24 protein-coding genes are annotated in these 19,697 nt (G+C 62.6%); 11 read left to right on the plus strand and 13 right to left on the minus strand.

What is annotated here, in order from left to right:
* Positions 1–224 precede the first annotated feature (224 nt).
* Positions 225–842, plus strand: coding sequence for an alpha-ketoglutarate-dependent dioxygenase AlkB family protein (locus tag AC0L2H_RS05200; protein WP_473589198.1), 618 nt, complete (start codon positions 225–227; stop codon positions 840–842).
* Positions 843–939: 97 nt separating this feature from the next.
* On the opposite strand, the gene AC0L2H_RS05205 is transcribed toward AC0L2H_RS05200, so the two are convergent.
* From AC0L2H_RS05205 to hisB, 10 genes are all read right to left on the minus strand, one after another.
* Positions 940–1,377 carry a GtrA family protein gene (locus tag AC0L2H_RS05205; protein WP_473589467.1) on the minus strand — a complete coding sequence of 146 codons (438 nt, stop codon included), beginning with the start codon at positions 1,375–1,377 and terminating at the stop codon, positions 940–942.
* Positions 1,378–1,459: 82 nt separating this feature from the next.
* Positions 1,460–2,419 (minus strand): type I pantothenate kinase, encoded by a 960-nt coding sequence (gene coaA, locus AC0L2H_RS05210; protein WP_473589199.1) that lies wholly within the window; start codon positions 2,417–2,419, stop codon positions 1,460–1,462.
* A 24-nt stretch (positions 2,420–2,443) separates the two neighbouring features.
* Positions 2,444–2,770, minus strand: a complete 327-nt coding sequence (locus AC0L2H_RS05215; RefSeq protein ID WP_473589200.1) for a phosphoribosyl-ATP diphosphatase — start codon at positions 2,768–2,770, stop codon at positions 2,444–2,446.
* 71 nt (positions 2,771–2,841) lie between these two features.
* Positions 2,842–3,636, minus strand: coding sequence for an imidazole glycerol phosphate synthase subunit HisF (hisF, locus tag AC0L2H_RS05220; protein WP_473589468.1), 795 nt, complete (start codon positions 3,634–3,636; stop codon positions 2,842–2,844).
* Positions 3,633–4,469 (minus strand): arginase family protein, encoded by an 837-nt coding sequence (locus AC0L2H_RS05225; protein ID WP_473589201.1) that lies wholly within the window; start codon positions 4,467–4,469, stop codon positions 3,633–3,635. The genes hisF and AC0L2H_RS05225 overlap by 4 nt, the downstream gene beginning before the upstream one ends.
* Positions 4,466–5,215 carry a 1-(5-phosphoribosyl)-5-[(5-phosphoribosylamino)methylideneamino]imidazole-4-carboxamide isomerase gene (hisA, locus tag AC0L2H_RS05230; protein ID WP_473589202.1) on the minus strand — a complete coding sequence of 250 codons (750 nt, stop codon included), beginning with the start codon at positions 5,213–5,215 and terminating at the stop codon, positions 4,466–4,468. The genes AC0L2H_RS05225 and hisA overlap by 4 nt, the downstream gene beginning before the upstream one ends.
* 2 nt (positions 5,216–5,217) lie before the next feature.
* The gene (locus AC0L2H_RS05235) at positions 5,218–5,415 is read right to left on the minus strand and encodes a DUF1330 domain-containing protein (RefSeq protein ID WP_473589203.1); all 198 of its coding nucleotides are present in this window, start codon (positions 5,413–5,415) and stop codon (positions 5,218–5,220) included.
* Between the two features lie 6 nt (positions 5,416–5,421).
* Positions 5,422–6,072, minus strand: a complete 651-nt coding sequence (hisH, locus tag AC0L2H_RS05240) for an imidazole glycerol phosphate synthase subunit HisH (protein ID WP_473589204.1) — start codon at positions 6,070–6,072, stop codon at positions 5,422–5,424.
* A gap of 1 nt (position 6,073) precedes the next feature.
* Positions 6,074–6,547, minus strand: a complete 474-nt coding sequence (locus tag AC0L2H_RS05245) for a DUF2628 domain-containing protein (protein ID WP_473589205.1) — start codon at positions 6,545–6,547, stop codon at positions 6,074–6,076.
* Positions 6,548–6,551: 4 nt separating this feature from the next.
* Positions 6,552–7,151, minus strand: a complete 600-nt coding sequence (hisB, locus tag AC0L2H_RS05250; RefSeq protein ID WP_473589206.1) for an imidazoleglycerol-phosphate dehydratase HisB — start codon at positions 7,149–7,151, stop codon at positions 6,552–6,554.
* Positions 7,152–7,376: 225 nt separating this feature from the next.
* Between hisB and hslV the strand changes: the two genes are divergently transcribed.
* The 6 genes from hslV to AC0L2H_RS05280 all read left to right on the plus strand — a co-directional run bounded on the left by hslV (position 7,377) and on the right by AC0L2H_RS05280 (position 12,313).
* Positions 7,377–7,928: an ATP-dependent protease subunit HslV gene (gene hslV, locus AC0L2H_RS05255; protein WP_097573910.1), complete on the plus strand. Its 552-nt coding sequence runs from the start codon at positions 7,377–7,379 to the stop codon at positions 7,926–7,928.
* Positions 7,918–8,445, plus strand: a complete 528-nt coding sequence (locus tag AC0L2H_RS05260; RefSeq protein WP_473589207.1) for a GNAT family N-acetyltransferase — start codon at positions 7,918–7,920, stop codon at positions 8,443–8,445. The genes hslV and AC0L2H_RS05260 overlap by 11 nt, the downstream gene beginning before the upstream one ends.
* Positions 8,446–8,449: 4 nt before the next feature.
* Positions 8,450–9,049, plus strand: coding sequence for a DUF2585 domain-containing protein (locus tag AC0L2H_RS05265; RefSeq protein ID WP_473589208.1), 600 nt, complete (start codon positions 8,450–8,452; stop codon positions 9,047–9,049).
* Positions 9,050–9,054: 5 nt separating this feature from the next.
* Positions 9,055–10,368, plus strand: coding sequence for an ATP-dependent protease ATPase subunit HslU (hslU, locus tag AC0L2H_RS05270; protein WP_473589209.1), 1,314 nt, complete (start codon positions 9,055–9,057; stop codon positions 10,366–10,368).
* Between the two features lie 368 nt (positions 10,369–10,736).
* The gene (locus AC0L2H_RS05275; protein WP_473589210.1) at positions 10,737–11,696 is read left to right on the plus strand and encodes a DUF1402 family protein; all 960 of its coding nucleotides are present in this window, start codon (positions 10,737–10,739) and stop codon (positions 11,694–11,696) included.
* 182 nt (positions 11,697–11,878) lie between these two features.
* Positions 11,879–12,313, plus strand: coding sequence for an FKBP-type peptidyl-prolyl cis-trans isomerase (locus tag AC0L2H_RS05280; RefSeq protein ID WP_473589211.1), 435 nt, complete (start codon positions 11,879–11,881; stop codon positions 12,311–12,313).
* A 42-nt stretch (positions 12,314–12,355) separates the two neighbouring features.
* On the opposite strand, the gene AC0L2H_RS05285 is transcribed toward AC0L2H_RS05280, so the two are convergent.
* From AC0L2H_RS05285 to AC0L2H_RS05295, 3 genes are read right to left on the minus strand one after another with little or no spacing between them, the layout of a single operon-like run.
* On the minus strand, positions 12,356–13,591 hold the full coding sequence (locus tag AC0L2H_RS05285) for an NAD(P)/FAD-dependent oxidoreductase (RefSeq protein WP_473589212.1): 1,236 nt from the start codon (positions 13,589–13,591) through the stop codon (positions 12,356–12,358).
* The gene (locus AC0L2H_RS05290; protein WP_473589213.1) at positions 13,591–13,905 is read right to left on the minus strand and encodes a MocE family 2Fe-2S type ferredoxin; all 315 of its coding nucleotides are present in this window, start codon (positions 13,903–13,905) and stop codon (positions 13,591–13,593) included. The genes AC0L2H_RS05285 and AC0L2H_RS05290 overlap by 1 nt, the downstream gene beginning before the upstream one ends.
* 60 nt (positions 13,906–13,965) lie before the next feature.
* Complete coding sequence (locus AC0L2H_RS05295; protein WP_473589214.1) at positions 13,966–15,075, minus strand: fatty acid desaturase family protein; 1,110 nt, start codon at positions 15,073–15,075, stop codon at positions 13,966–13,968.
* 175 nt (positions 15,076–15,250) lie between these two features.
* Between AC0L2H_RS05295 and AC0L2H_RS05300 the strand changes: the two genes are divergently transcribed.
* The 4 genes from AC0L2H_RS05300 (at position 15,251) to AC0L2H_RS05315 (ending at position 19,622) form a co-directional block, all read left to right on the plus strand.
* Positions 15,251–16,282, plus strand: coding sequence for a LacI family DNA-binding transcriptional regulator (locus tag AC0L2H_RS05300; RefSeq protein ID WP_473589215.1), 1,032 nt, complete (start codon positions 15,251–15,253; stop codon positions 16,280–16,282).
* A 360-nt stretch (positions 16,283–16,642) separates the two neighbouring features.
* The gene (locus tag AC0L2H_RS05305; RefSeq protein ID WP_097573919.1) at positions 16,643–17,584 is read left to right on the plus strand and encodes a sugar ABC transporter substrate-binding protein; all 942 of its coding nucleotides are present in this window, start codon (positions 16,643–16,645) and stop codon (positions 17,582–17,584) included.
* Between the two features lie 188 nt (positions 17,585–17,772).
* On the plus strand, positions 17,773–18,849 hold the full coding sequence (locus AC0L2H_RS05310; RefSeq protein WP_473589216.1) for an ABC transporter permease: 1,077 nt from the start codon (positions 17,773–17,775) through the stop codon (positions 18,847–18,849).
* A 2-nt stretch (positions 18,850–18,851) separates the two neighbouring features.
* Positions 18,852–19,622: an ATP-binding cassette domain-containing protein gene (locus tag AC0L2H_RS05315; protein WP_473589217.1), complete on the plus strand. Its 771-nt coding sequence runs from the start codon at positions 18,852–18,854 to the stop codon at positions 19,620–19,622.
* Positions 19,623–19,697: the final 75 nt, after the last annotated feature.

Raw genomic sequence — 19,697 nt, forward strand, 5'->3', positions numbered from 1 at the left:
CCGGCCTGCAAATGGTGGCTTCCTGCGCTTCCGGTGCTCACGTACAAAAGTACGCTCCGCTCCGGTTCTCGGAATCCACCATTTTCGACTCGGCCTGACCTGAATCTCGCCACACCTTAAGTCGGCGATTGCAATCCAAGGACAAGAACGGCGGCTTTCGGGTCGCCGTTTTGGTTCGTTGGTGGCATTGTCTGCCGGATGAAGCTGATGAAGCGCCCAGGCTGATGCTCGTTTTGCCCAAAGGCGTACGCCATATGCCCGGCTACCTGTCGCGTACCGCGCAGGAAGCGCTGGTCGAGGAGGTGAGACAGGTCGTGCAGGAGGCGCCCCTGTTCGTGCCGGCGATGCCGCGCACCGGCAAGGAGATGAGCGTGCGCATGACCAATTGCGGCCCGCTCGGCTGGGTCACCGACAAGGAGCGCGGCTATCGCTACCAGCCGACGCACCCGGTGACCGGAGCGCCCTGGCCGCCGATCCCCGAGGCGCTGCTGGAACTTTGGCGCGAGGTTTCCGCCTATCCGCATCCACCTGAGGCCTGCCTGATCAATTTCTATGCGCAGGACGCGAAGATGGGACTTCACCAGGACCGCGACGAGACCGATTTCTCGGCGCCGGTCGTCTCCGTCTCGCTCGGCGACGATTGTCTGTTTCGGGTCGGCCGGAACACGCGTGAAGGCGGCACGAAATCGTTCAGGCTGAAGAGCGGCGATGTCGTCGTGCTTGGCGGTGAAGGCCGCCTCAGCTTTCACGGCGTCGACCGCATCTATCCGTCGACCTCGGCATTGCTCAAGAATGGCGGGCGGATCAATCTGACGCTGCGGCGCGTGACGGCGCCTGGTTAGAGCATGATCCCGAAAAGTGGAATCCGGTTTTCGGAAAAGATCATGCTCAAACAAATAGATAGAGCCCCATCCCGATTCAATCGGGATGGAACAGGCTCTAGCCGTCGGAACGGCCGGAAAAGATCCAGCGGTCGAGAACGACAAAGTTGACCACCGGAATGAGAATGCAGGTGAGCAGGATCGGAACCGGGACGGGCAGGCCGAATTGCCCGACGAGAAGCGCCGGCAGGAGGTAGGCAACGGCAAGGCCGCAGCCGGTCAGCACAGCGAAACGTGGCGCCTCGAAGCGATGCGAACCGGCCGACATGAAGGTGAAAAACTTGTGGCCGAGATAGGAGAATGTCGCCGCGACCGCGTAGGCGGCGAGCGAGGCCAAAGCCGGCGACAGATATCCTGACCCGGCACTGGCGAAGGCGCTGGCGCAAATCGCGTAGACGACCGTGGCCGCAAGTCCGACCGAAGCGAATTTCAGCAACCGCCGCGGCGCAAATGTGGTGCGCGACGTGGAAATGTCAGGCAGGCGCGTTGCAGGCATATTGATCACAGACCGCTCCCGGCCCCACTGGAATTTGCCAGACGCTAGTCAGGATAGGCTAAGGCGCCGTTAACCCGTGTCGTTACAGCTTTCTCAGCGCCACTTCCTCGACCAGGTGGTTGGCGCCCTTGCGCAGGATGAGATCGGCGCGGGCCCTGGTCGGCAGGATGTTCTCGCGTAAATTCTTCAGGTTGATGTTGGCCCACAGGCCTTCGGCGATGGCGCGGGCCGCCCCTTGCGAAAGCTGCGAATAGCGGTGGAAGAAGGAGTTCGGGTTGCGGAAGGCGGTCTCGCGCAGCCGCATGAAGCGGGCGATGTACCACTGATGGATCAGCTCCTCTTCGGCATCGATATAGATGGCGAAATCGAAGAAATCCGACAGGAACGGCACGATCTTGCCGTCTTTCGGCAATTTGCCCGGCTGCAGGACGTTGATGCCCTCGAAGATCAATATGTCCGGCCGGTCGATGGTCTGGAACTCGCCGGGGATGACGTCGTAGGTCAGGTGCGAATAGACCGGCGCGCGGACATTGCGCTGCGCCGACTTTATCCCCGACAGGAACCGCAGCAGCGCCCCGACATCATAGCTGTCGGGAAAGCCTTTTCGTTCCATCAGATTATCGCGGCGCAGGATCTCGTTCGGCAAAAGGAAGCCGTCGGTGGTGACCAGATCGACCTTGGGGCTCGAGGGCCAGCGCGCCAGCAATTCCTTGAGCACGCGCGCCGTGGTCGACTTGCCGACAGCGACGGAGCCGGCAATGCCGATGATGAAGGGCGTCTTGACGATATCCTGCGCGTTGAAGAAGGCCTGCCGTTGCCTGAACAGCAGCTGGCTGGCCTCGACATGCGCAGACAAGAGCCGCGACAGCGAAAGATAGATGCGCTTGACCTCCTGGAGGTCGACCGGGTCGTTGAGCGAGCGCAGGCGGTTGATTTCATCTTCGCTGAGCGTCAGCGGCGTGTCGGCGCGGAACTGCGACCATTGCTCGGCCGAGAAGAAACGATAGGGCGAATACTTCTCGGTGGGAGCGAGCTGGTCCATCGAGTTTCCTGCCCTCCGCGGCGATCAGTCCCGGTCCTGCCGGGACGCCTTCTCGGCGATGCCCGAACGACCGGTGCGGGTCTCGAGCTCCTTGAGCACGTCGCTTAGCGGAACGCCTGCGATGCCGAGAACGACGAGCCAATGATATATAAGATCGGCACTTTCCGAAACGAGAGCTTTTTTGTCGTCGCGGACGGCTGCGATCACCGTTTCGACCGCCTCTTCGCCGAGCTTCTGCGCGGCCTTGTCGATGCCTTTGGCAAACAGTTTCGCCGTCCACGAATCCGGGTCGCCGGAACGGGCGCGTTGATTGATGATCTTTTCCAGCTCGGCGAGCGAAAATTGAGCCATGGCAGTCATCTATCTGCTTGTTTAAGCATGATCTTTTCCGAAAACCGGTTCCCACTTTTCGGGATCATGCTTTAAGCCCGATGAACCGGCGAGTCCAGCCGCATCGGCAGGCCGGCTCTGGCCATATGCGCCTTGGCTTCGGCGATGGAGTAGGTGCCGAAATGAAAGATCGATGCCGCCAGAACAGCACCTGCGTGGCCGTCGCGAATGCCCTCGACCAGGTGATCGAGCGTGCCGACGCCACCGGAAGCGATAACCGGCGCGCGCACCGCGTCGGCCACTGCTCGGGTCAGCGCAATGTCGTAGCCGGCCTTGGTGCCGTCGCGGTCCATCGACGTCAGCAGGATCTCGCCGGCGCCGCGCTCGACCATCTGCCGGGCGAATTCGACCGCGTCGATGCCGGTCTTTTCGCGTCCGCCATGGGTAAAGATTTCCCAGCGGTCGGCCTCGCCCTTGCCGGAGACTTTCTTGGCGTCAATGGCAACCACGATGCACTGGTTGCCGAACTTGTCGGCCGCCTCGGTGACGAAATCCGGGTTCTTCACCGCCGCCGTGTTGATCGACACCTTGTCGGCGCCGGCCAGCAGCAACTTCCTGATGTCGGCGACCTGGCGAACGCCGCCGCCGACCGTCAGCGGCATGAAGCACTGCTCGGCGGTGCGGGCGACGACATCGAAGATCGTCTCGCGATTGTCGGATGAAGCGGTGATGTCGAGAAAGCAGAGTTCGTCGGCACCGGCGGCATCATAGGCCTTGGCTGCCTCGACGGGATCACCGGCATCGACCAGGTCAACGAAATTGACGCCCTTGACGACGCGGCCGTTCTTGACGTCGAGACAGGGGATGACGCGGGCCTTCAGCATCAGCGGCTTTCCACCGTGGCGAGCAGATCGGTGAGCAATTGGCCGACAAGCGGCGGCACGTCGCCCCGTGCGTCGAATGCCGGATCGTAGGCCGAAATGGTGATGCCGACGACGGGCAGCAACCGGGCCATGTCGCAGACCGCCTGGCGCAACTCCGCAGGGGCAGGCCCGCCCGGATGCGCATAACGGTTCGCCTGCAATTCCTCGGGGTCGTGAACATCCAGATCGAGATGCAGATGCGTGCGCTTCGCACCAGCGGCAATCAGCCGTTCAGCGGCCTTGGCCACGCCTGGGCATTCCGTTCGAATGACCGGCAGCGTCGCCAGCAGTTCAGTCTCCGCGGGGTCGAGATCGCGGGCGTTGACGAGCACGCAGCGCGAAGGGTCGATCGCATGGAAGCCAGGAATGGCCGATGCCATTGGCCGCCAGCAAAGCCCCAGCACCGTCGCCAGCGCCATGCCGTCGAGAAAGCCGTATATCGATGTTTCGGGCGTGTTGAGGTCGCCATGCTGGTCGGCCCAGACGATCGCATCGGCGTCCTCGCCGGCGACCGCACCGGCGCTGGTCAGGCAGTTGCCTGCAAGAACGATGGGAAACCGGCCATTGTCACCGGCCGCCCGAACTTCAGCTGCCACGGCATTGCAAACCGCGAAGCCCGTTGCAATTTCGCGCTCCTGCGCGTCGCCGACCTTGCCAATGTCCTTGACGGCAATGTCATGACCGGCCAGCGTCATGGCTTCGACCAGCCCGCCTGATACCAGCGCATCTGGCCCCTGGCCGCAGCCGCCGTGAAAGTGGCCGCTGTCATAAGGCGCGAGGATGATCGAGAGTTTCATCGCGCCCTCGCCTTCTCCGCTCCAGACGCCAGGATCGCCAGTGCCTCGGCCGGGTCGATGCGCCCGTCATAGAGCGCGCGGCCCGAGATGGCGCCTTCGAGTTTGCGCGCATCCGGCATGGTCATGCGCACGATGTCGGCGATCGAGGCGAGACCTCCCGAGGCGATCACCGGGATCGACACCGCCTCGGCGAGATCGATGGTGGCATCCCAGTTGATGCCGGTCAGCACGCCGTCGCGGTCGATGTCGGTGTAGATGATGGCGGCGACGCCCGCGCCCTCGAATTTCTTCGCCAGTTCGATGACGCCGAGGCTCGATGCCTCGGCCCAGCCCTCGACCGCCACCTTGCCGCCCTTGGCGTCGATGCCGACGGCGATCTTTCCCGGAAAGGCCTTGCAGGCCTGCTTGACGAGATCGGGATCACGCACCGCGACGGTGCCGAGGATGACCCGGGCCAGCCCGCGGTCGAGCCAGTCCTCGATCTGCTCCAGCGTGCGAATGCCGCCGCCGAGCTGTACCGGGTTCTTCGTCGCCTTGAGGATGGAACCGACCGCCGCGCTGTTGACGCTCTGGCCCTTGAACGCGCCATTGAGGTCGACGACGTGCAGCCATTTGAAGCCTTGTTCCTCAAAGGCTTTGGCCTGGGCTCCGGGGTCGTCATTGTAGATCGTCGCGGTCGCCATATCGCCATGCTTCAGGCGCACGCACTTGCCGTCCTTGAGGTCGATGGCCGGAAACAGGATCACTTTCAGGCGCCCTCGACGATGGCGAAATGGCCGGTCGAAGATGCAACGCGGTTTTGCAGCGCTGTCTGGTAGGCCGGAGACCGATAACAGCGCAGCGCCGTCTCGTAGGAGACGGCATCGCCAATGGCGCCGCGGTAGCGCTGGTAGCCCTCGGGATCATTCACCGTGAGCATCACCAGCCAACAGCCCTTCTTGTTCATGGCTCTTCAGGGCCTCCAGCGCAGGAAATTGGTGATCAGCGTCAGGCCCAGCGCCTGGCTCTTTTCGGGATGAAATTGCGTCCCCACAAGATTGTCGCGGGCAACAGCGGCCGTCACCGGGCCGCCATAGTCGGCGATGGCCAGCGCTTCGTCCGGCTTCGTGGCATCGAGATGATAGGAATGGACGAAATAGGCGTGCAATCCCTTGGCTCCGGTGGCAATGCCGGAAAACAGCGGATGCTTGCGCACGAGGTCGATCGTGTTCCAGCCGATCTGCGGAATCTTGAGCGCGGGATCAGAAGGCGTGATTTCCTTGACGTCGCCGGCGATCCAGCCGAAGCCTTTTGTCACCGTCTTTTCCAGACCGCGCTCCGACATCAGCTGCATGCCGACACAGATGCCGAGAAACGGCCGTCCCTTGACGATCGCGACCTCTTCCACCGCATCCCACATGCCCTCTACGGCGCGCAAGCCCGCCGCGCAATCAGCATAGGCGCCAACACCTGGCAGCACGATGCGGTCGGCGCTGCGGACGCGTTCGGCATCCGCGGTCAGGTCGATGGTCGCGGCAATGCCGGCTTCGTGCGCGGCGCGCTCGAAGGCCTTGGTGGCCGAGCGCAGATTGCCCGACCCGTAGTCGATGATGGCAACCCGCATGTCAGGGCTTTCCCGGAATGTGGGTCAATCCCAGCGTCATGCCCATCTGCGCCGGCCGGGCAAGAGCGGCGTCCGGAACGATGCGCGGCATAGGCGCTTGTTCGTCCGCCTGCGCCTCGGCTTCCAGTGCATAGCGCGTGTCGGCGTCGTCGAGCCTGTCGGCCTCGACGACGCCCCATTCATGCCAGCCACGGCGGCGCAGTGCTGCAATCCGCAAGGCCGCGCCTTCGAGCCCGACATAAAGCGAGACGAGCAACGACAGCAGCGAGCTGGCCGTTTCGAGCCCCAGTTTTCCGCCAAGCATCGGAAGAGCCGCCATGGCGACAAAGGCCAGGGCTGCTTCTATCCACAAGCGATGCCAGGCGAGCCACAGCGGCGGCACCAGAAAGCCGAGCCAGGAAAAGCCGTCCCGGACAAAGGCCGTATCGGCCTTGTCACTGCTGCCCGGCGGTTCCATCACGACATAGACGGCCATCAGCCTATCCCTTCAGAGACCCCTTGGTGGACGGAACCGCGTCCGGCTGGCGCGGGTCGGGTTCAAGGGCCGCCCGCAAAACACGGGCCACCGCCTTGAAACAGGTCTCGGCAATGTGGTGATTGTTGGCGCCATAGTGGTTGGTGACATGCAGCGTGATGCCAGCATTCTGCGCCAGCGCCTGGAAGAACTCGCGCACCAGCTCGGTGTCGAACGTGCCGATCTTCGGCGACGAGAAGGAGACGTTCCAGACCAGGAAAGGCCGGCCGGAGACGTCGATGGCCGCGCGCGTCAGCGTCTCGTCCATGGCGAGATCGATCGAGGCATAGCGCATGATGCCGCGCCGCTCGCCCAGCGCCCTGGCCAGCGCCTGGCCGAGCGCGATGCCGGTGTCCTCGACGGTGTGGTGGTCATCGATATGCAGGTCGCCTTTGGCCTTGACTGTCATATCGATCAGCGAGTGGCGCGACAACTGGTCGAGCATATGGTCGAAGAAGCCGACGCCTGACGCGATATCGGACTTGCCAGAGCCGTCGACATGGACCGATACGGAAATATCGGTTTCCCTGGTCTTGCGGCTTATGTCGGCGGAACGCGGCGCCATGATCTTGTCCTTGTCCCAGGTTTGCACGCTTTGGCGCTCACCTGCTTGAAAACGAAAGCCTTCTAGCAGCATGATCCGGCGATTGCCAGTTGCCATGCGAGGCGGTATGGCGCCTTGCGGATGGCCGGTTTGCAATCGTTCACCCCATGCATACATATGGCCGATCAAAGTCACTCGTACCGCGCCAATCGCCTTTGAAGGGATGGCGCGAATCGGAGCAGCAAAATGTCGAATGAACTGACCATGCACGCCACGACCATCGTGACGGTGCGCAAGGGCAGCAAGGTGGTCATCGCCGGCGACGGCCAGGTCAGCCTTGGCCAGACCATCATGAAGGGCAATGCCAAAAAGGTGCGCCGCATCGGCAAGGGCGGCAATGTCATTGCCGGCTTCGCCGGCGCCACAGCGGATGCGTTCACCCTTCTGGAGCGGCTGGAAGCCAAGCTCGAACAATATCCCGACCAGCTGACGCGCGCCTGCGTCGAGCTCGCCAAGGACTGGCGCACCGACCGCTATCTGCGCCGGCTGGAAGCGATGATGCTGGTTGCCGACAAGTCGGTTTCGCTGGCGCTGACCGGCACCGGCGACGTGCTGGAACCCGAATTTGGCGTCATGGCCATCGGTTCGGGCGGCAATTATGCGCTGGCCGCGGCGCGCGCGCTGATGGACAGCGACAAGGATGCCGAGGAGATCGCCCGCAAGGCGATGCAGATCGCGTCCGATATCTGCGTCTACACGAACAACAATTTTGTCATTGAAACGCTCGATGCCGCTTGAGGCAGGCCTGCACTACGATTTTCGGCCGGTGACCGAGAAGGACCTGCCGATGATCGCCGGCTGGCTGGCCGAGCCGCATGTCGCGCAGTGGTGGGACGATCCGGAAAAAGAGATCGCCGAGATCGCCAAGCATATCGATTCGATTTCCGTCGAGCCGTTGATCATCGAACTCGACGGCAGGCCGATCGGCTATCTGCAGAGCTACGATCCGCATCTGGAGGACGGCCATCCCTATAGCGACCAGCCGTTCGGCACTCTGGGCATCGACCTGTCGATCGGCAGGCCGGAGCTCGTCGGGCACGGCCATGGCTCGGCCATTGTGCGGCAATTCGTCGAACAGCTCTTCGAGGAGGGCGCGCCGCGTGTCATCATCGACCCGGATCCAGCCAATGCGCGGGCCATCCGCGCCTACGAAAAGGCTGGATTCCGGGCGATTGATCGCAGGCAATCTGAATATGGCGACGCCGTGCTGATGGCGATTGACGCCGAAGCGGGCGACGCCGAAGAGGGGCAATGACAGCATGAGCACATCCGACGCCGACAAAACCCTATCGGCCTATGAAGACAGTTGGCGGATGGGGCTGCTGCTCGTGCTGGCCCTGGTCATCTTCCAGGCCGGCGTCCTCTACGGCATGGGCCATCCGCCGATCTGCACCTGCGGCTATGTCAAGCTCTGGCATGGCGTGGTGCAGAGCTCGGAGAATTCCCAGCATATTTCCGACTGGTACACGCCCTCGCACATCATCCACGGCTTCCTGTTCTACGCGCTGGCGCAATTCCTGTTCCCGCGCTCGCCGATCGGACTGCGGCTGGCCTTCGCCGTGGCCATAGAAGGCGGCTGGGAGCTGCTCGAGAACAGTCCCTTCATCATCGAGCGCTATCGCGCCGGCACGATTTCGCTCGATTACTATGGCGACAGCATCATCAATTCGGTGTCGGACACGCTGGCCATGGTGCTGGGATTTGTGATGGCGCGAAGGCTTCCTATATGGGTGGTCGTCAGCCTCGCCCTGATCTTCGAACTGGGCACCGGCTACTTCATCCGGGACAATCTGACGCTCAACGTGATCATGCTGCTGCATCCGTTCGAGTCCATCCGGCAGTGGCAAAGTGGAATTTGAGTGACATGAGCACATTTTCTCCCCGCGAAATCGTTTCGGAACTCGACCGCTTCATCATCGGCCAGAAGGACGCCAAGCGCGCCGTGGCCATAGCCTTGCGCAACCGCTGGCGCCGCCAGCAGCTCGAAGGCCAGATGCGCGAAGAGGTGATGCCGAAGAACATCCTGATGATCGGCCCGACCGGCGTCGGCAAGACCGAGATTTCGCGCCGCCTGGCGCGGCTTGCCGGCGCGCCCTTCGTCAAGGTCGAGGCGACCAAGTTCACCGAGGTCGGCTATGTCGGCCGCGACGTAGAGCAGATCATCCGCGACCTGGTCGAGATCGCCATCGGGCTGGTGCGCGAAAAGATGCGCGAGGACGTCAAGGCGCGGGCGCATGTCAACGCCGAGGAACGGGTGCTGGAAGCGCTTGTCGGCAAGACAGCGAGCCCGGCGACGCGCGATAGCTTCCGCAAAAAACTGCGCGACGGCGAGCTCGACGACAAGGAGATCGAGATCGAGGTGGCCGATACCGGCAATGGCGGCATGCCCGGCTTCGAGATTCCCGGCATGCCGGGGGCCAATATCGGCGTGCTCAACATCAACGACATGCTGTCAAAGGCGATGGGCGGCCAGAAGACCAAGACGCGCAAGACGACGGTGAAGGAGTCCTACGCGCTGCTGGTGGGCGACGAGTCCGACAAGCTGCTCGACCAGGACGAGGTGGTGCGCCGGGCGCTCGAATCGACCGAGAACGACGGCATCGTCTTCCTCGACGAGATCGACAAGATCGCCTCGCGCGAAGGCGGCATCGGCGCCGGCGTGTCGCGCGAAGGCGTGCAGCGCGACCTGTTGCCGCTGGTCGAAGGCACCACGGTGGCGACCAAATACGGACCGGTGAAGACGGATCACATCCTGTTCATCGCATCGGGTGCGTTCCATGTCGCCAAGCCGTCGGACCTGTTGCCGGAGCTGCAGGGCCGCCTGCCGATCCGCGTCGAGCTCAGGGCGCTGGAGAAGGACGATTTCGTGCGCATCCTGACCGAGACCGAGGCCAGCCTGATCAAGCAGTATATCGCGCTGATGAGGACCGAGGGCGTCGATCTCGTCTTCACCGACGACGCCATCGATTCGCTTGCCGGCATCGCCGTCGATCTCAACGCCAGCGTCGAGAATATCGGCGCCAGACGGCTGCAGACGGTGATGGAGCGGGTGCTGGACGAGATTTCCTACGACGCGCCGGACCGCAACGGCACGGCCGTCACCATCGACGCCGCCTATGTGCAAAAGCATGTCGGCGACTTGTCCAGAAACACGGATCTGTCGCGGTTCATTTTGTAAAGGAGAGCGCCGGCCGGGCTCGCAAGCGAAGATTCAAGGTCTTAGCGCGTACTTTATGCGTCCGAGCGGACGCACGTCGCAATTCAAAGTCTTAGAGCGTACTTTGTGCGTCCGATCGGACGCACGTCGCTCTAATGTGTGGCCAAATGGAAGCATCTGGCCACCTTCCGCCGTGGAGGACGACGGGGCTCTCGACTCAAACCACAGCTTTACCTAGTTTGCCGGCGACTACAGCGCTGCGTCGATTGGACGAACGAAGGACGCTGTAGCACATGATTTGGCGCATGATCGTCAGCGAAAATCGATTCTGATAGTCGCTGACGCGGACCTTCGGTTCGGGGTCATGCGCTGTTACAGGGCGGCGGCGCATGAAAAAACTGATCCTCGTCATTCTCGGACTGACGCTTGCGGCAGCCATGTTCGGCGCGCAAGCGGCGACTTTGGTGCCGCCAGGGAACCGCAACGCCGAGCAGCCCGACATACCGGGCGCCTCCAGCCGGCGCACCCAGGCCACCAACACCACCTTCCAGGCGAAGTACCGCAAGGTCTATGCGCTGCTGCAGAACGATGCCGGGCTTCGCGGCAAGATCCGCCAGGCGGCTGCGGCCTATGGCATCGACCCGATGCACATCGTCGGCGCCATCGTCGGCGAGCATACCTACAATGTCGACGCCTACGACCGGCTGCAAACCTATTACGTCAAGGCGATCTCCTATCTGTCGAGCAAGCTGGCCTTCGCCTTTGACGGCGAGAACATCACCGATTTCGTGCAGCGGCCGCAATTCCAGAAATGCGCCGGCAAATCGGACAGCTACGATCTGTGGGAGTGCCGCGAGCAGGTGTGGAACCGCGCGTTTCGCGGCAAGACCGTCGGGGGGACAAGCTTTCCCAACGATCGTTTCGGCGCGACCTTCTTCCAACCCTATTATGCCGGCCAGACCTTCGGCCTTGGCCAGCTCAATCCGCTGACGGCGCTGCAGATGAGCGATCTCGTGCACCAGGTTTCCGGCCTGCCGAAGCTCGACGTTGGCGATCCGAACGCGGTCTACAAGACCATCATGGATCCCGACCTTACCCTGTCCTATGTCGCGGCGACGATCAGGAAATCGATCGACGCCTACAAGGACATTGCCGGCTTCGACATATCGGACAATCCCGGCATTACAGCCACGCTCTACAATGTCGGCAATCCCGAGCAGCGCGCCTATGCGCTGAAGGCCGCGAACGACAAGCGCCGCGCCGCCGGCGAACCGGAAAAGCTGCCGGAGGAAAATTACTACGGCTGGCTGGTCAACGACAAATTGCCGGAGCTGAAGGCGCTGTTTTAGCACCGCTGGCTTCCGCCGATCTCAGATACCGGATCTCGACATTCTCGCAGCCCCGGCACTTTACATCGGCAGCGGGGTGCCTAGTTCTAGGGGTTCGCACCGCGCATCTTTGCGTGGATGGTCGAAAACGGGGCCGTGAACTCTAGGCCGGTCCCCCCGAAAACTCCCAAAGGATGGCTGTTATGACACAAGCCAAGAATGGCGACACCGTGCGCATCAATTATACCGGACGCCTGGTCGACGGCACTCAATTCGATTCTTCCGGTAATGAACCGCTGCAGTTCACATTGGGTGAGGGCGAGGTGATCCCCGGTCTCGAAACCCATGTCGATGGCATGGAGGTCGGCACGAAAAGCACCGTCACCGTTCCGGCCGACGCCGCCTATGGCCGCCATCGTCCCGAAGCGGTCATAACCATCGACCGCGCCAGCGTGCCGGAAAACATCAACGTTGATGTCGGCACCCGATTGCAGGCCCGCACCCGTGAAGGGCGTCCCATGCCAGTAACAGTCGTCGGCGTGGACGATGCCAAGGTCAAGCTCGACGGCAATCACCCGTTGGCCGGAAAGGACCTGGTGTTCGACGTTGAACTGGTCGAGATCGTTCAAGCGGCGTAGTTCCGGCGTTGCCACCGGTGTCGGATTGAAAGCCGCGCCGGCTCACGCTGCCAGCAGCGACTTCAGCTTGACCGTTTGCGAACCGAGCGCCTCAGGCGCCGGCTTTGCCCGCCTGGCGATCAGCATCTCGGCCAGCCTGATGTCGCGGGCGAAGGCATTGCCCGGGCCGATGCCGCTCGCCGCGACAAGCCTTCCATCCTGCGCCAAATGGAACAGGATGAAGGCGCCGTCGTCGAGGTCGCGCCGCACGGTGGAGCGGCCTTCGTCTGAAAGCCCCGATATCTGCAAGGTCAGGCCGTACTGATCCGACCAGAACCAGGGCACGGCGGTGTGGGCCTCGCCGGCGCCGAGCATGTTTCTCGCCGCCAGCGCGCCCTGTTCCTGCGCATTGCGCCAGGCCTCCAGCCGCACGCGCCGGCCGCCATAGACGGCAAGCGGAAACGAGCAGCAATCGCCGGCGGCGAAGATGTCGGGATCGCTGGTGCGCAATTCGACATCGACCGCGATGCCGTTGTCTATCGCCAGCCCGGCTTCGGCTGCGAGTGCTGTCACCGGCACGGCGCCGATGCCGATCACCGCGAGGTCGGCGACGATGTCGCCCCCGCCGGCAAGCGTGATGCGAACATCGGTACCGTCGTCGGCGATGGCCGCGATAGCCTGGCCGGTGAGGATCTTCACGCCTTCGGCTTCATGCGCCTGGTGGATGATCCCGGCGATTTCGGCCGGCACGCCGCGCATCAGGATGCGCGGCTGCGCCTCGATGACGGTGACCGAAGCGCCCAATCTCCGTGCCGCCGCGGCGAGTTCGAGGCCGATGAAGCCGCCGCCGACAATGGCGATGCGGTTTCCGGCCTTGAGATGAGCGCGAATGGCCAGCGCGTCATTGAAAGTCCTGAGATAGACGCAACGCGACCCGAGGCCCGGCATTGGCAGTCTACGCGGTGTCGAACCGGTGGCCAGCAGCAGCTTATCGTATGGCAGGGCCGAGCCGTCCGACAGACGGACGCTGTGCGCGGCAAGGTCGATGGCGACGGCATGGACCGAATGGATATGCTTGATCGAACGTTCGGCCAACATCTCGTCGCTGACGATCGCCCTGATCGCGGGCGCATCGCCAGTCATCGCCTCCTTCGACAGCGGCGGCCGCTCATAGGGCAGATGCGGCTCGTCGCCGATCAGCCCTACCGGCCCGTCGAAGCCCAAGTCGCGCAGCGCGAGCGCAGCGCGTCCACCGCATTCGCCGGCGCCGACGATGACCATTCCCGCCTGCATGCCCATCACCCGACCTGAACGAGGATTTTGCCGGCATCGACCCTGACCGGATAGGTCCTGAGGTTGACGCAGACCGGCGCGCCCCTGGCCTGGCCGGTCTTGTAGTTGAAGCGGCCATTGTGCTTGGGGCACTCGATGATGTCGTCCATGACCAGCCCATCGGCCAGATGCACCTTCTCGTGCGAGCAAAGACCGTCCGTGGCGAAATATTCGTCGTCGGAACTGCGATAGATAGCGAAGGTGCGGCCGTCATGGTCGAACCGCATCACATCCTCTTCGTCGATGTCTCCGGCCTCACAGGCTTCGACCCAGTCGCTCATCGGTCCTCCCGCAGAATTTTTGTCGGTCAATTTGCCAGCCTGATCAGTTTGTCTGGCGCGTCATTCCGCTGCCGCCGCGATGGCGGCGTTGTCGTTGTGGAACTCCTCGCGGTAGGGCTTGGCCGTCGGCGGCAGTTCGCGCCTGATAAAATAGTCTTCATTGCGCAACTGGCGCAGGAAGGCGGGCACCATCTCGCGGTAGCCGGCCAGGATCGATCGCGTCGGCGCCGGCAGATCGTGCTTGATCAGCTCATGCAGCCTGGGCAGCGCGTGATAGGGCACCATCGGGAACATGTGATGTTCGATATGGTAGTTCATGTTCCAGTAGATGAACCGGCTGATCGGATTCATGTATACTGTGCGGCTGTTGAGACGGTGGTCGACGACATTCTCGGCGAGGCCGCCATGCTGCAACAGGCCGGTCATGAGATGGTGCCAGGCGCCGTAGAGCCTGGGCAACCCGACCAGCATCAGGGGCAGGAACGAACTCATGTAAAATGCCAGCGCGATGGTCGCGGCATAGATCGCCGTCCAGATGCGGGCGACGAAAATCGCCCTGGGCTGTTCCTGCTCGGGGATGAAGGTCTTCTCGGCCGGGCTGATGATGCCGGCCGCGTTGCGCAGCATATCGCTCATCGCATGCCAGGCATCGAGAATGCCGAAGACGTTGAGCACAACACGCGGCAGGTCCGGCGGGCGCATCACCGCGATTTCCGGATCACGGCCGACGATGATCGTGTCTGTATGGTGGCGGGCATGGCTCCAGCGCCAGGTGACCGGATTGCGCATGATCATGAAGCAGGCGATCTGGTAGATCGCGTCGTTCATCCACTGCGTCCGGAAGGCGGTGCCGTGGCCGCATTCGTGCCAGCGCGAATCGGTCGATGAGCCGTAGAGCACTCCATAGACGAAGAAGAACGGCACGCACCACCACGTGCCCCAGAACCAGGCGCCACCGGCGCCGCTCAGGATCAGCGCGGCAAGCCAGATGATGGTGTCGCGGATCGCCGGCCCGTCGGAGCGCTGCATCAGCTCCTTCATCTGCTTGCGCGGGATGTCGGTATGATACCACTCGGCCGCCGCCAGACCGTTGTCGACGGCAAGCCTGGCGTCGCGGCCGATCAGGCTGTAGTCGCGGCGGGACGGCACTGCATCCAACGTTGCGTCCATGGGACTGCCTCCACCAGGATCCTGCGATCCGCCCTGGTCAATGAACCAGGCTGCGGTCGAAAGCCTTTCACCCTAGAAGTAGCGCCAAGCCATGATGGGCTCAATATCACAAAGATAGTTTCTATCATTTCCCATCAGAATGATGTAGGCTAATCTGGTAAGCGGAGAGACAGCCATGGCGAAACGGCCGACCATTACCGATCTGGCGCGCAACTCCGGCGTCAGCGTCGCTACCGTCGACCGGGTGCTGAACAACCGCCTGCCGGTGCGCGAGGAAACCGCGCGCCGCGTCTATGAGGCCGCCACCAGCATCGGCTATCACGCCGCCGGGCTGATCAAACAGCGCATGCGCCAGGAACTGCCGGAATACCGGCTCGGTTTTCTGCTGTTGAGGGGCAATGATGTTTTCTACAGCGATTTCGCACGGGAACTCGAACTGGCGGTGTCGCAATCGCAGCGCTTCCGCGGCGTCGCAACCATCGATTTCGCCAGTTCGCTGGCGCCGGACGAGATCGCCGCCCAGATGCGCAAGCTGGCGGCGAAATCCAGGGCCGTCGCCCTTGTCGGTCCGGACCATCCGACGCTGACGGCGGCCGTCGAGGCGCTGAAGGCGAGAGGCCAACCGGTCTTCTCGCTGCTGTCCGACTTTGCCGCCGGCATCCGCGAAGGCTATGTCGGCCTCGACAACCGCAAGGTCGGTCGCACCGCGGCCTGGATGATCGCCAGGGCGGCGAGGAAGCCCGGCAAGGTCGCCCTGTTCGTCGGCAGCCATCGCTTCCATGGCCATGAATTGCGCGAGATCGGCTTCAGATCGTTCTTCCGCGAGCATGCGCCGGAATTCACTGTGCTGGAGACGCTGGTCAACCTGGAAGCCAACCAGGTGACGCATGACGCAATGATCGATCTTCTGGCGCGATACCCTGATCTTGTCGGCTGCTACGTCGCCGGAGGCGGCATGGAAGGCGCGGTCTCGGCGCTCAGGGCAGCAAGGCCCGTCAATATGCCGGTGGTCGTCTGCAACGAGATCAACGCCGAGTCGCGCGCGGCGCTCGCCGACAACATCCTGACCATGGTGATCTCGACGCCGCTGGCAGCATTGTGCCGCGAGCTTGTCGGGCTGATGGCGCATGCTATCGAGGCAGGTGCTGCCAATGCGCCCGGCCAGACTTTCCTGCCCTTCGACATCTATCTACCGGAAAACATCTAGTTCAGACAGAACGTCCGGGTTCAGAAACGCGACGCGACGCATCGACGATGATGCGAACCATCAACATGATGGAAACTTGCATAGGTCTGTCGACACGAAAGCCCCACCGTCTGAAAAATCCGGCATCCCGCTTCGGAATCTCCTTGACGCCCTCACGCGGAATGGAATAAATATTTCACCAACTGGGCATTTTGGTTCTTTCGTTCCGGAACATCTGTTTCAAACAGAGAGCTTGGCGTTCCAGCCAGCGCGAAAGACGCCATCCGGAGCAGAGGCGACAGCGGGAGAGATTCCCCGGGAGAGCGGGGATTCCGGGTAGATCGGTGCAGCCGGACACCAATTCTGTGGAGGAGAAATAAAATGAAGAAATTGCTTTTGGGCGTCGCCATCGCGGCGCTGATGAGTTCGTCCGCCCTCGCCGCCAAGGTCGGCGTGTCGATGGCCAAGTTCGACGACAATTTTCTCACCGTGCTGCGCAACGGCATGATCGAGCAGGCCAAGGCCATGGACGGCGTGGAATTGCAGGTCGAGGACGCGCAGAACGACGTCGCCAAGCAGCTCGACCAGATCAAGAACTTCGTCGCCTCGGGCGTCGACGCGATCATCGTCAATCCGGTCGACACTTCGGCCACCCAGGCGATGTCGGATGCGGCGGCCGCAGCCAAGGTTCCGCTTGTCTATGTCAACCGCGAGCCGGTCAATGTCGACACACTGCCGGACAGCCAGGCTTTCGTCGCCTCGAACGAGGCCGATTCCGGCACGCTCGAGACCAAGGAGGTCTGCCGCCTGTTCACGGAAGCCGGCAAGAAGGAAGCCAATGTCTATGTGATCATGGGCGAGCTTTCGAACCAGGCCGCGGTGATGCGCACCAAGGACATAGACGACGTGATCGCCACGCCCGAATGCAGCTTCATCAAGATCATCGACAAGCAGACATCGAACTGGAACCGCGACGAAGCCCAGAACCTGATGACCAACTGGCTGTCGACCGGCAAGCCGTTCGACGGTGTGATCGCCAACAATGACGAGAGCGCCATCGGCGCCATCCAGGCGATGAAAGCCGGCAATATCGACATGAAATCGGTTGTCGTCGGCGGCGTCGATGCCACCCAGGACGCGCTTGCGGCGATGCAGGCCGGCGACCTGGATGTAACAGTGTTCCAGGACGCGGCCGGCCAGGGCGCGGGCGCCCTGGATGCCGCGCTGAAGCTCTCCAAGGGCGAGAAGGTCGAAAAGAAGGTCTACGTCCCCTTCCAGCTGGTTACGCCGGCCAACATCGACAAGTTCCTGAAGAAGAACTGAGGCAAGGCTTCGATACGGGGCGGCGCGACCACCAGAAGAACAGCGCCGCTCCCATCTTCCTGCCGCCTCGGTGCGGGAAGATGAATACGATTAGAGCGATAAAGTAAGCTCTGAACTTGAGACCACGCATCGTGCTTTGCGAAAATCGGTTCCGATTTTCGGGCCGATGCGGCCGGAGGAAAACGACCTTGGCACAGACATCTCATGGCGTCGGCGGGCTCACCTATGATGCGAAGCAGCGCGCGTGGCCTGCCGAATTCAACGTCTTCCTGGCGCTCGTCATCCTCGTCGGCGCCTTCGAACTGATCGGCCGCGTCTTTCTTGGCGACAGCTTCCTGTTCAACACCCGCGACAATGTCGATGCGATCTTCAACGAAGCGCGCCTGCAGATCATCATCCTGCAAGTGTCGATCGTCGGCATCATCGCCATCGGCGTGACGCAGGTGATCATCACCGGCGGCATCGACCTGTCCTCGGGTTCGATCGTCGGTGCCACGGCGATGATCGCCATGAGCTTTGCCCAGGTGGCGACGGTGAACGGCAATCCGAACCCCAAGGCGATGTTCCTGGCGCAGGGCTGGACCGACCTGCCGGTCATCGTGCCGCTGGTCGTCGCGATCGGCTGCGGCCTGCTGGCCGGCCTGGTCAACGGCCTGTTGATCGCCTATACGCGCATCCCGCCCTTTATCGCCACGCTCGGCATGATGGTGACGGCGCGCGGCATCGCCAAATGGTGGTCCAAGGGACAGCCGATCTCGTTTCCCACCGAAAGTTTCGCGGCCATCGGCAAGGGCCTGATGCCGGTCGTCATCTTCATCTCGCTGGCGATATTGTTCCAGCTGATCCTGAGCTACACCAAATACGGCAAGCACTGTTACGCCATCGGGTCCAACGAGGACGCCGCGCGCATGTCCGGCATCAACGTCAAGAACCACAAGATCCTCGTCTACGCCATCGCCGGCATCCTTGCCTCGCTCGCCGCCGTGGTGCTGTGTTCCAAGAACCTCACCGCCCAGGCCGGCATGGGGGTGATGTACGAACTCGATGCGATCGCCATGGCGGTGATCGGCGGCGTCTCGCTGTCGGGCGGCCGCGGCTCGATCATCGGCACGGTAATCGGCTCGCTGATCTTCGGCGTCATCATCTCCGGCTTCACCTTCCTGCGCCTCGACGCCTACTATCAGGAGATGGTCAAGGGCGTGATCATCGTCGGCGCGGTTGTTCTCGATCAATGGCGTCAACGCCGGCGGGCGATAGGAGCTTGACCATGTCGGACATTGTTCTGAAGACCGAAAACCTGACCAAGCGCTATGGCGGCGTGCATGCGCTGGAAGGCGCGAACTTCGAGCTGCGCAAGGGCGAGCATGTCGCGATCATGGGCGACAATGGCGCCGGCAAATCGACCTTCGTGCGCCAGATCACCGGCGTCGAACAGCGCACCGACGGGAAGGTCTGGTTCGACGGCAAGGAAGTGAACTTCGCCGGCCCGATCGAGGCGCGCGAGGCCGGCATCGAGACCGTGTTCCAGAACCTGGCGCTGGCCGACGACCTCGACGTGCCGTCGAACCTGTTCCTCGGCCGCGAAAAGGTGCTGTTCAACCTCGGACCGTTCTCCATCCTCGACCGCAAATATATGCGCAAGGCGACCGAGGCGGCGCTGGTCCGCACCGCCGTCAAGATCCCCAACCTCAACAATACCATCCGCCACATGTCCGGTGGGCAGCGCCAGTGCGTGGCGATCGCCAGGACCGCGACGTTTGCGTCCAAGCTGATCATCATGGATGAGCCTACCGCAGCACTCGGCGTGCAGGAGACGGCGCAGGTCGAAAACATCATCCGCACGCTGAAGGCCAATGGCGAGCCGCTGATCCTGATCAGCCACAACATGCGCCAGGTGTTCGACCTTTGCGATCGCATCGTCGTCTTCCGGCGCGGCCGCATCGTCGCCAATCTGCGCAAGCAGGACACCGACGGAAACGACATCGTCGCCTACATCACCGGCTCCAAGACCGGGGAGGCGGAACTCGCTGCAGCCTAGTCGGAAGCCGGGCGCCAGGCGACCGGCCGCTGGGGACCTGCTGTAACCAGAAATCGTCCGCGCCCGACCGGCGCG

This window comes from Mesorhizobium sp. WSM4871 (assembly GCF_055811295.1).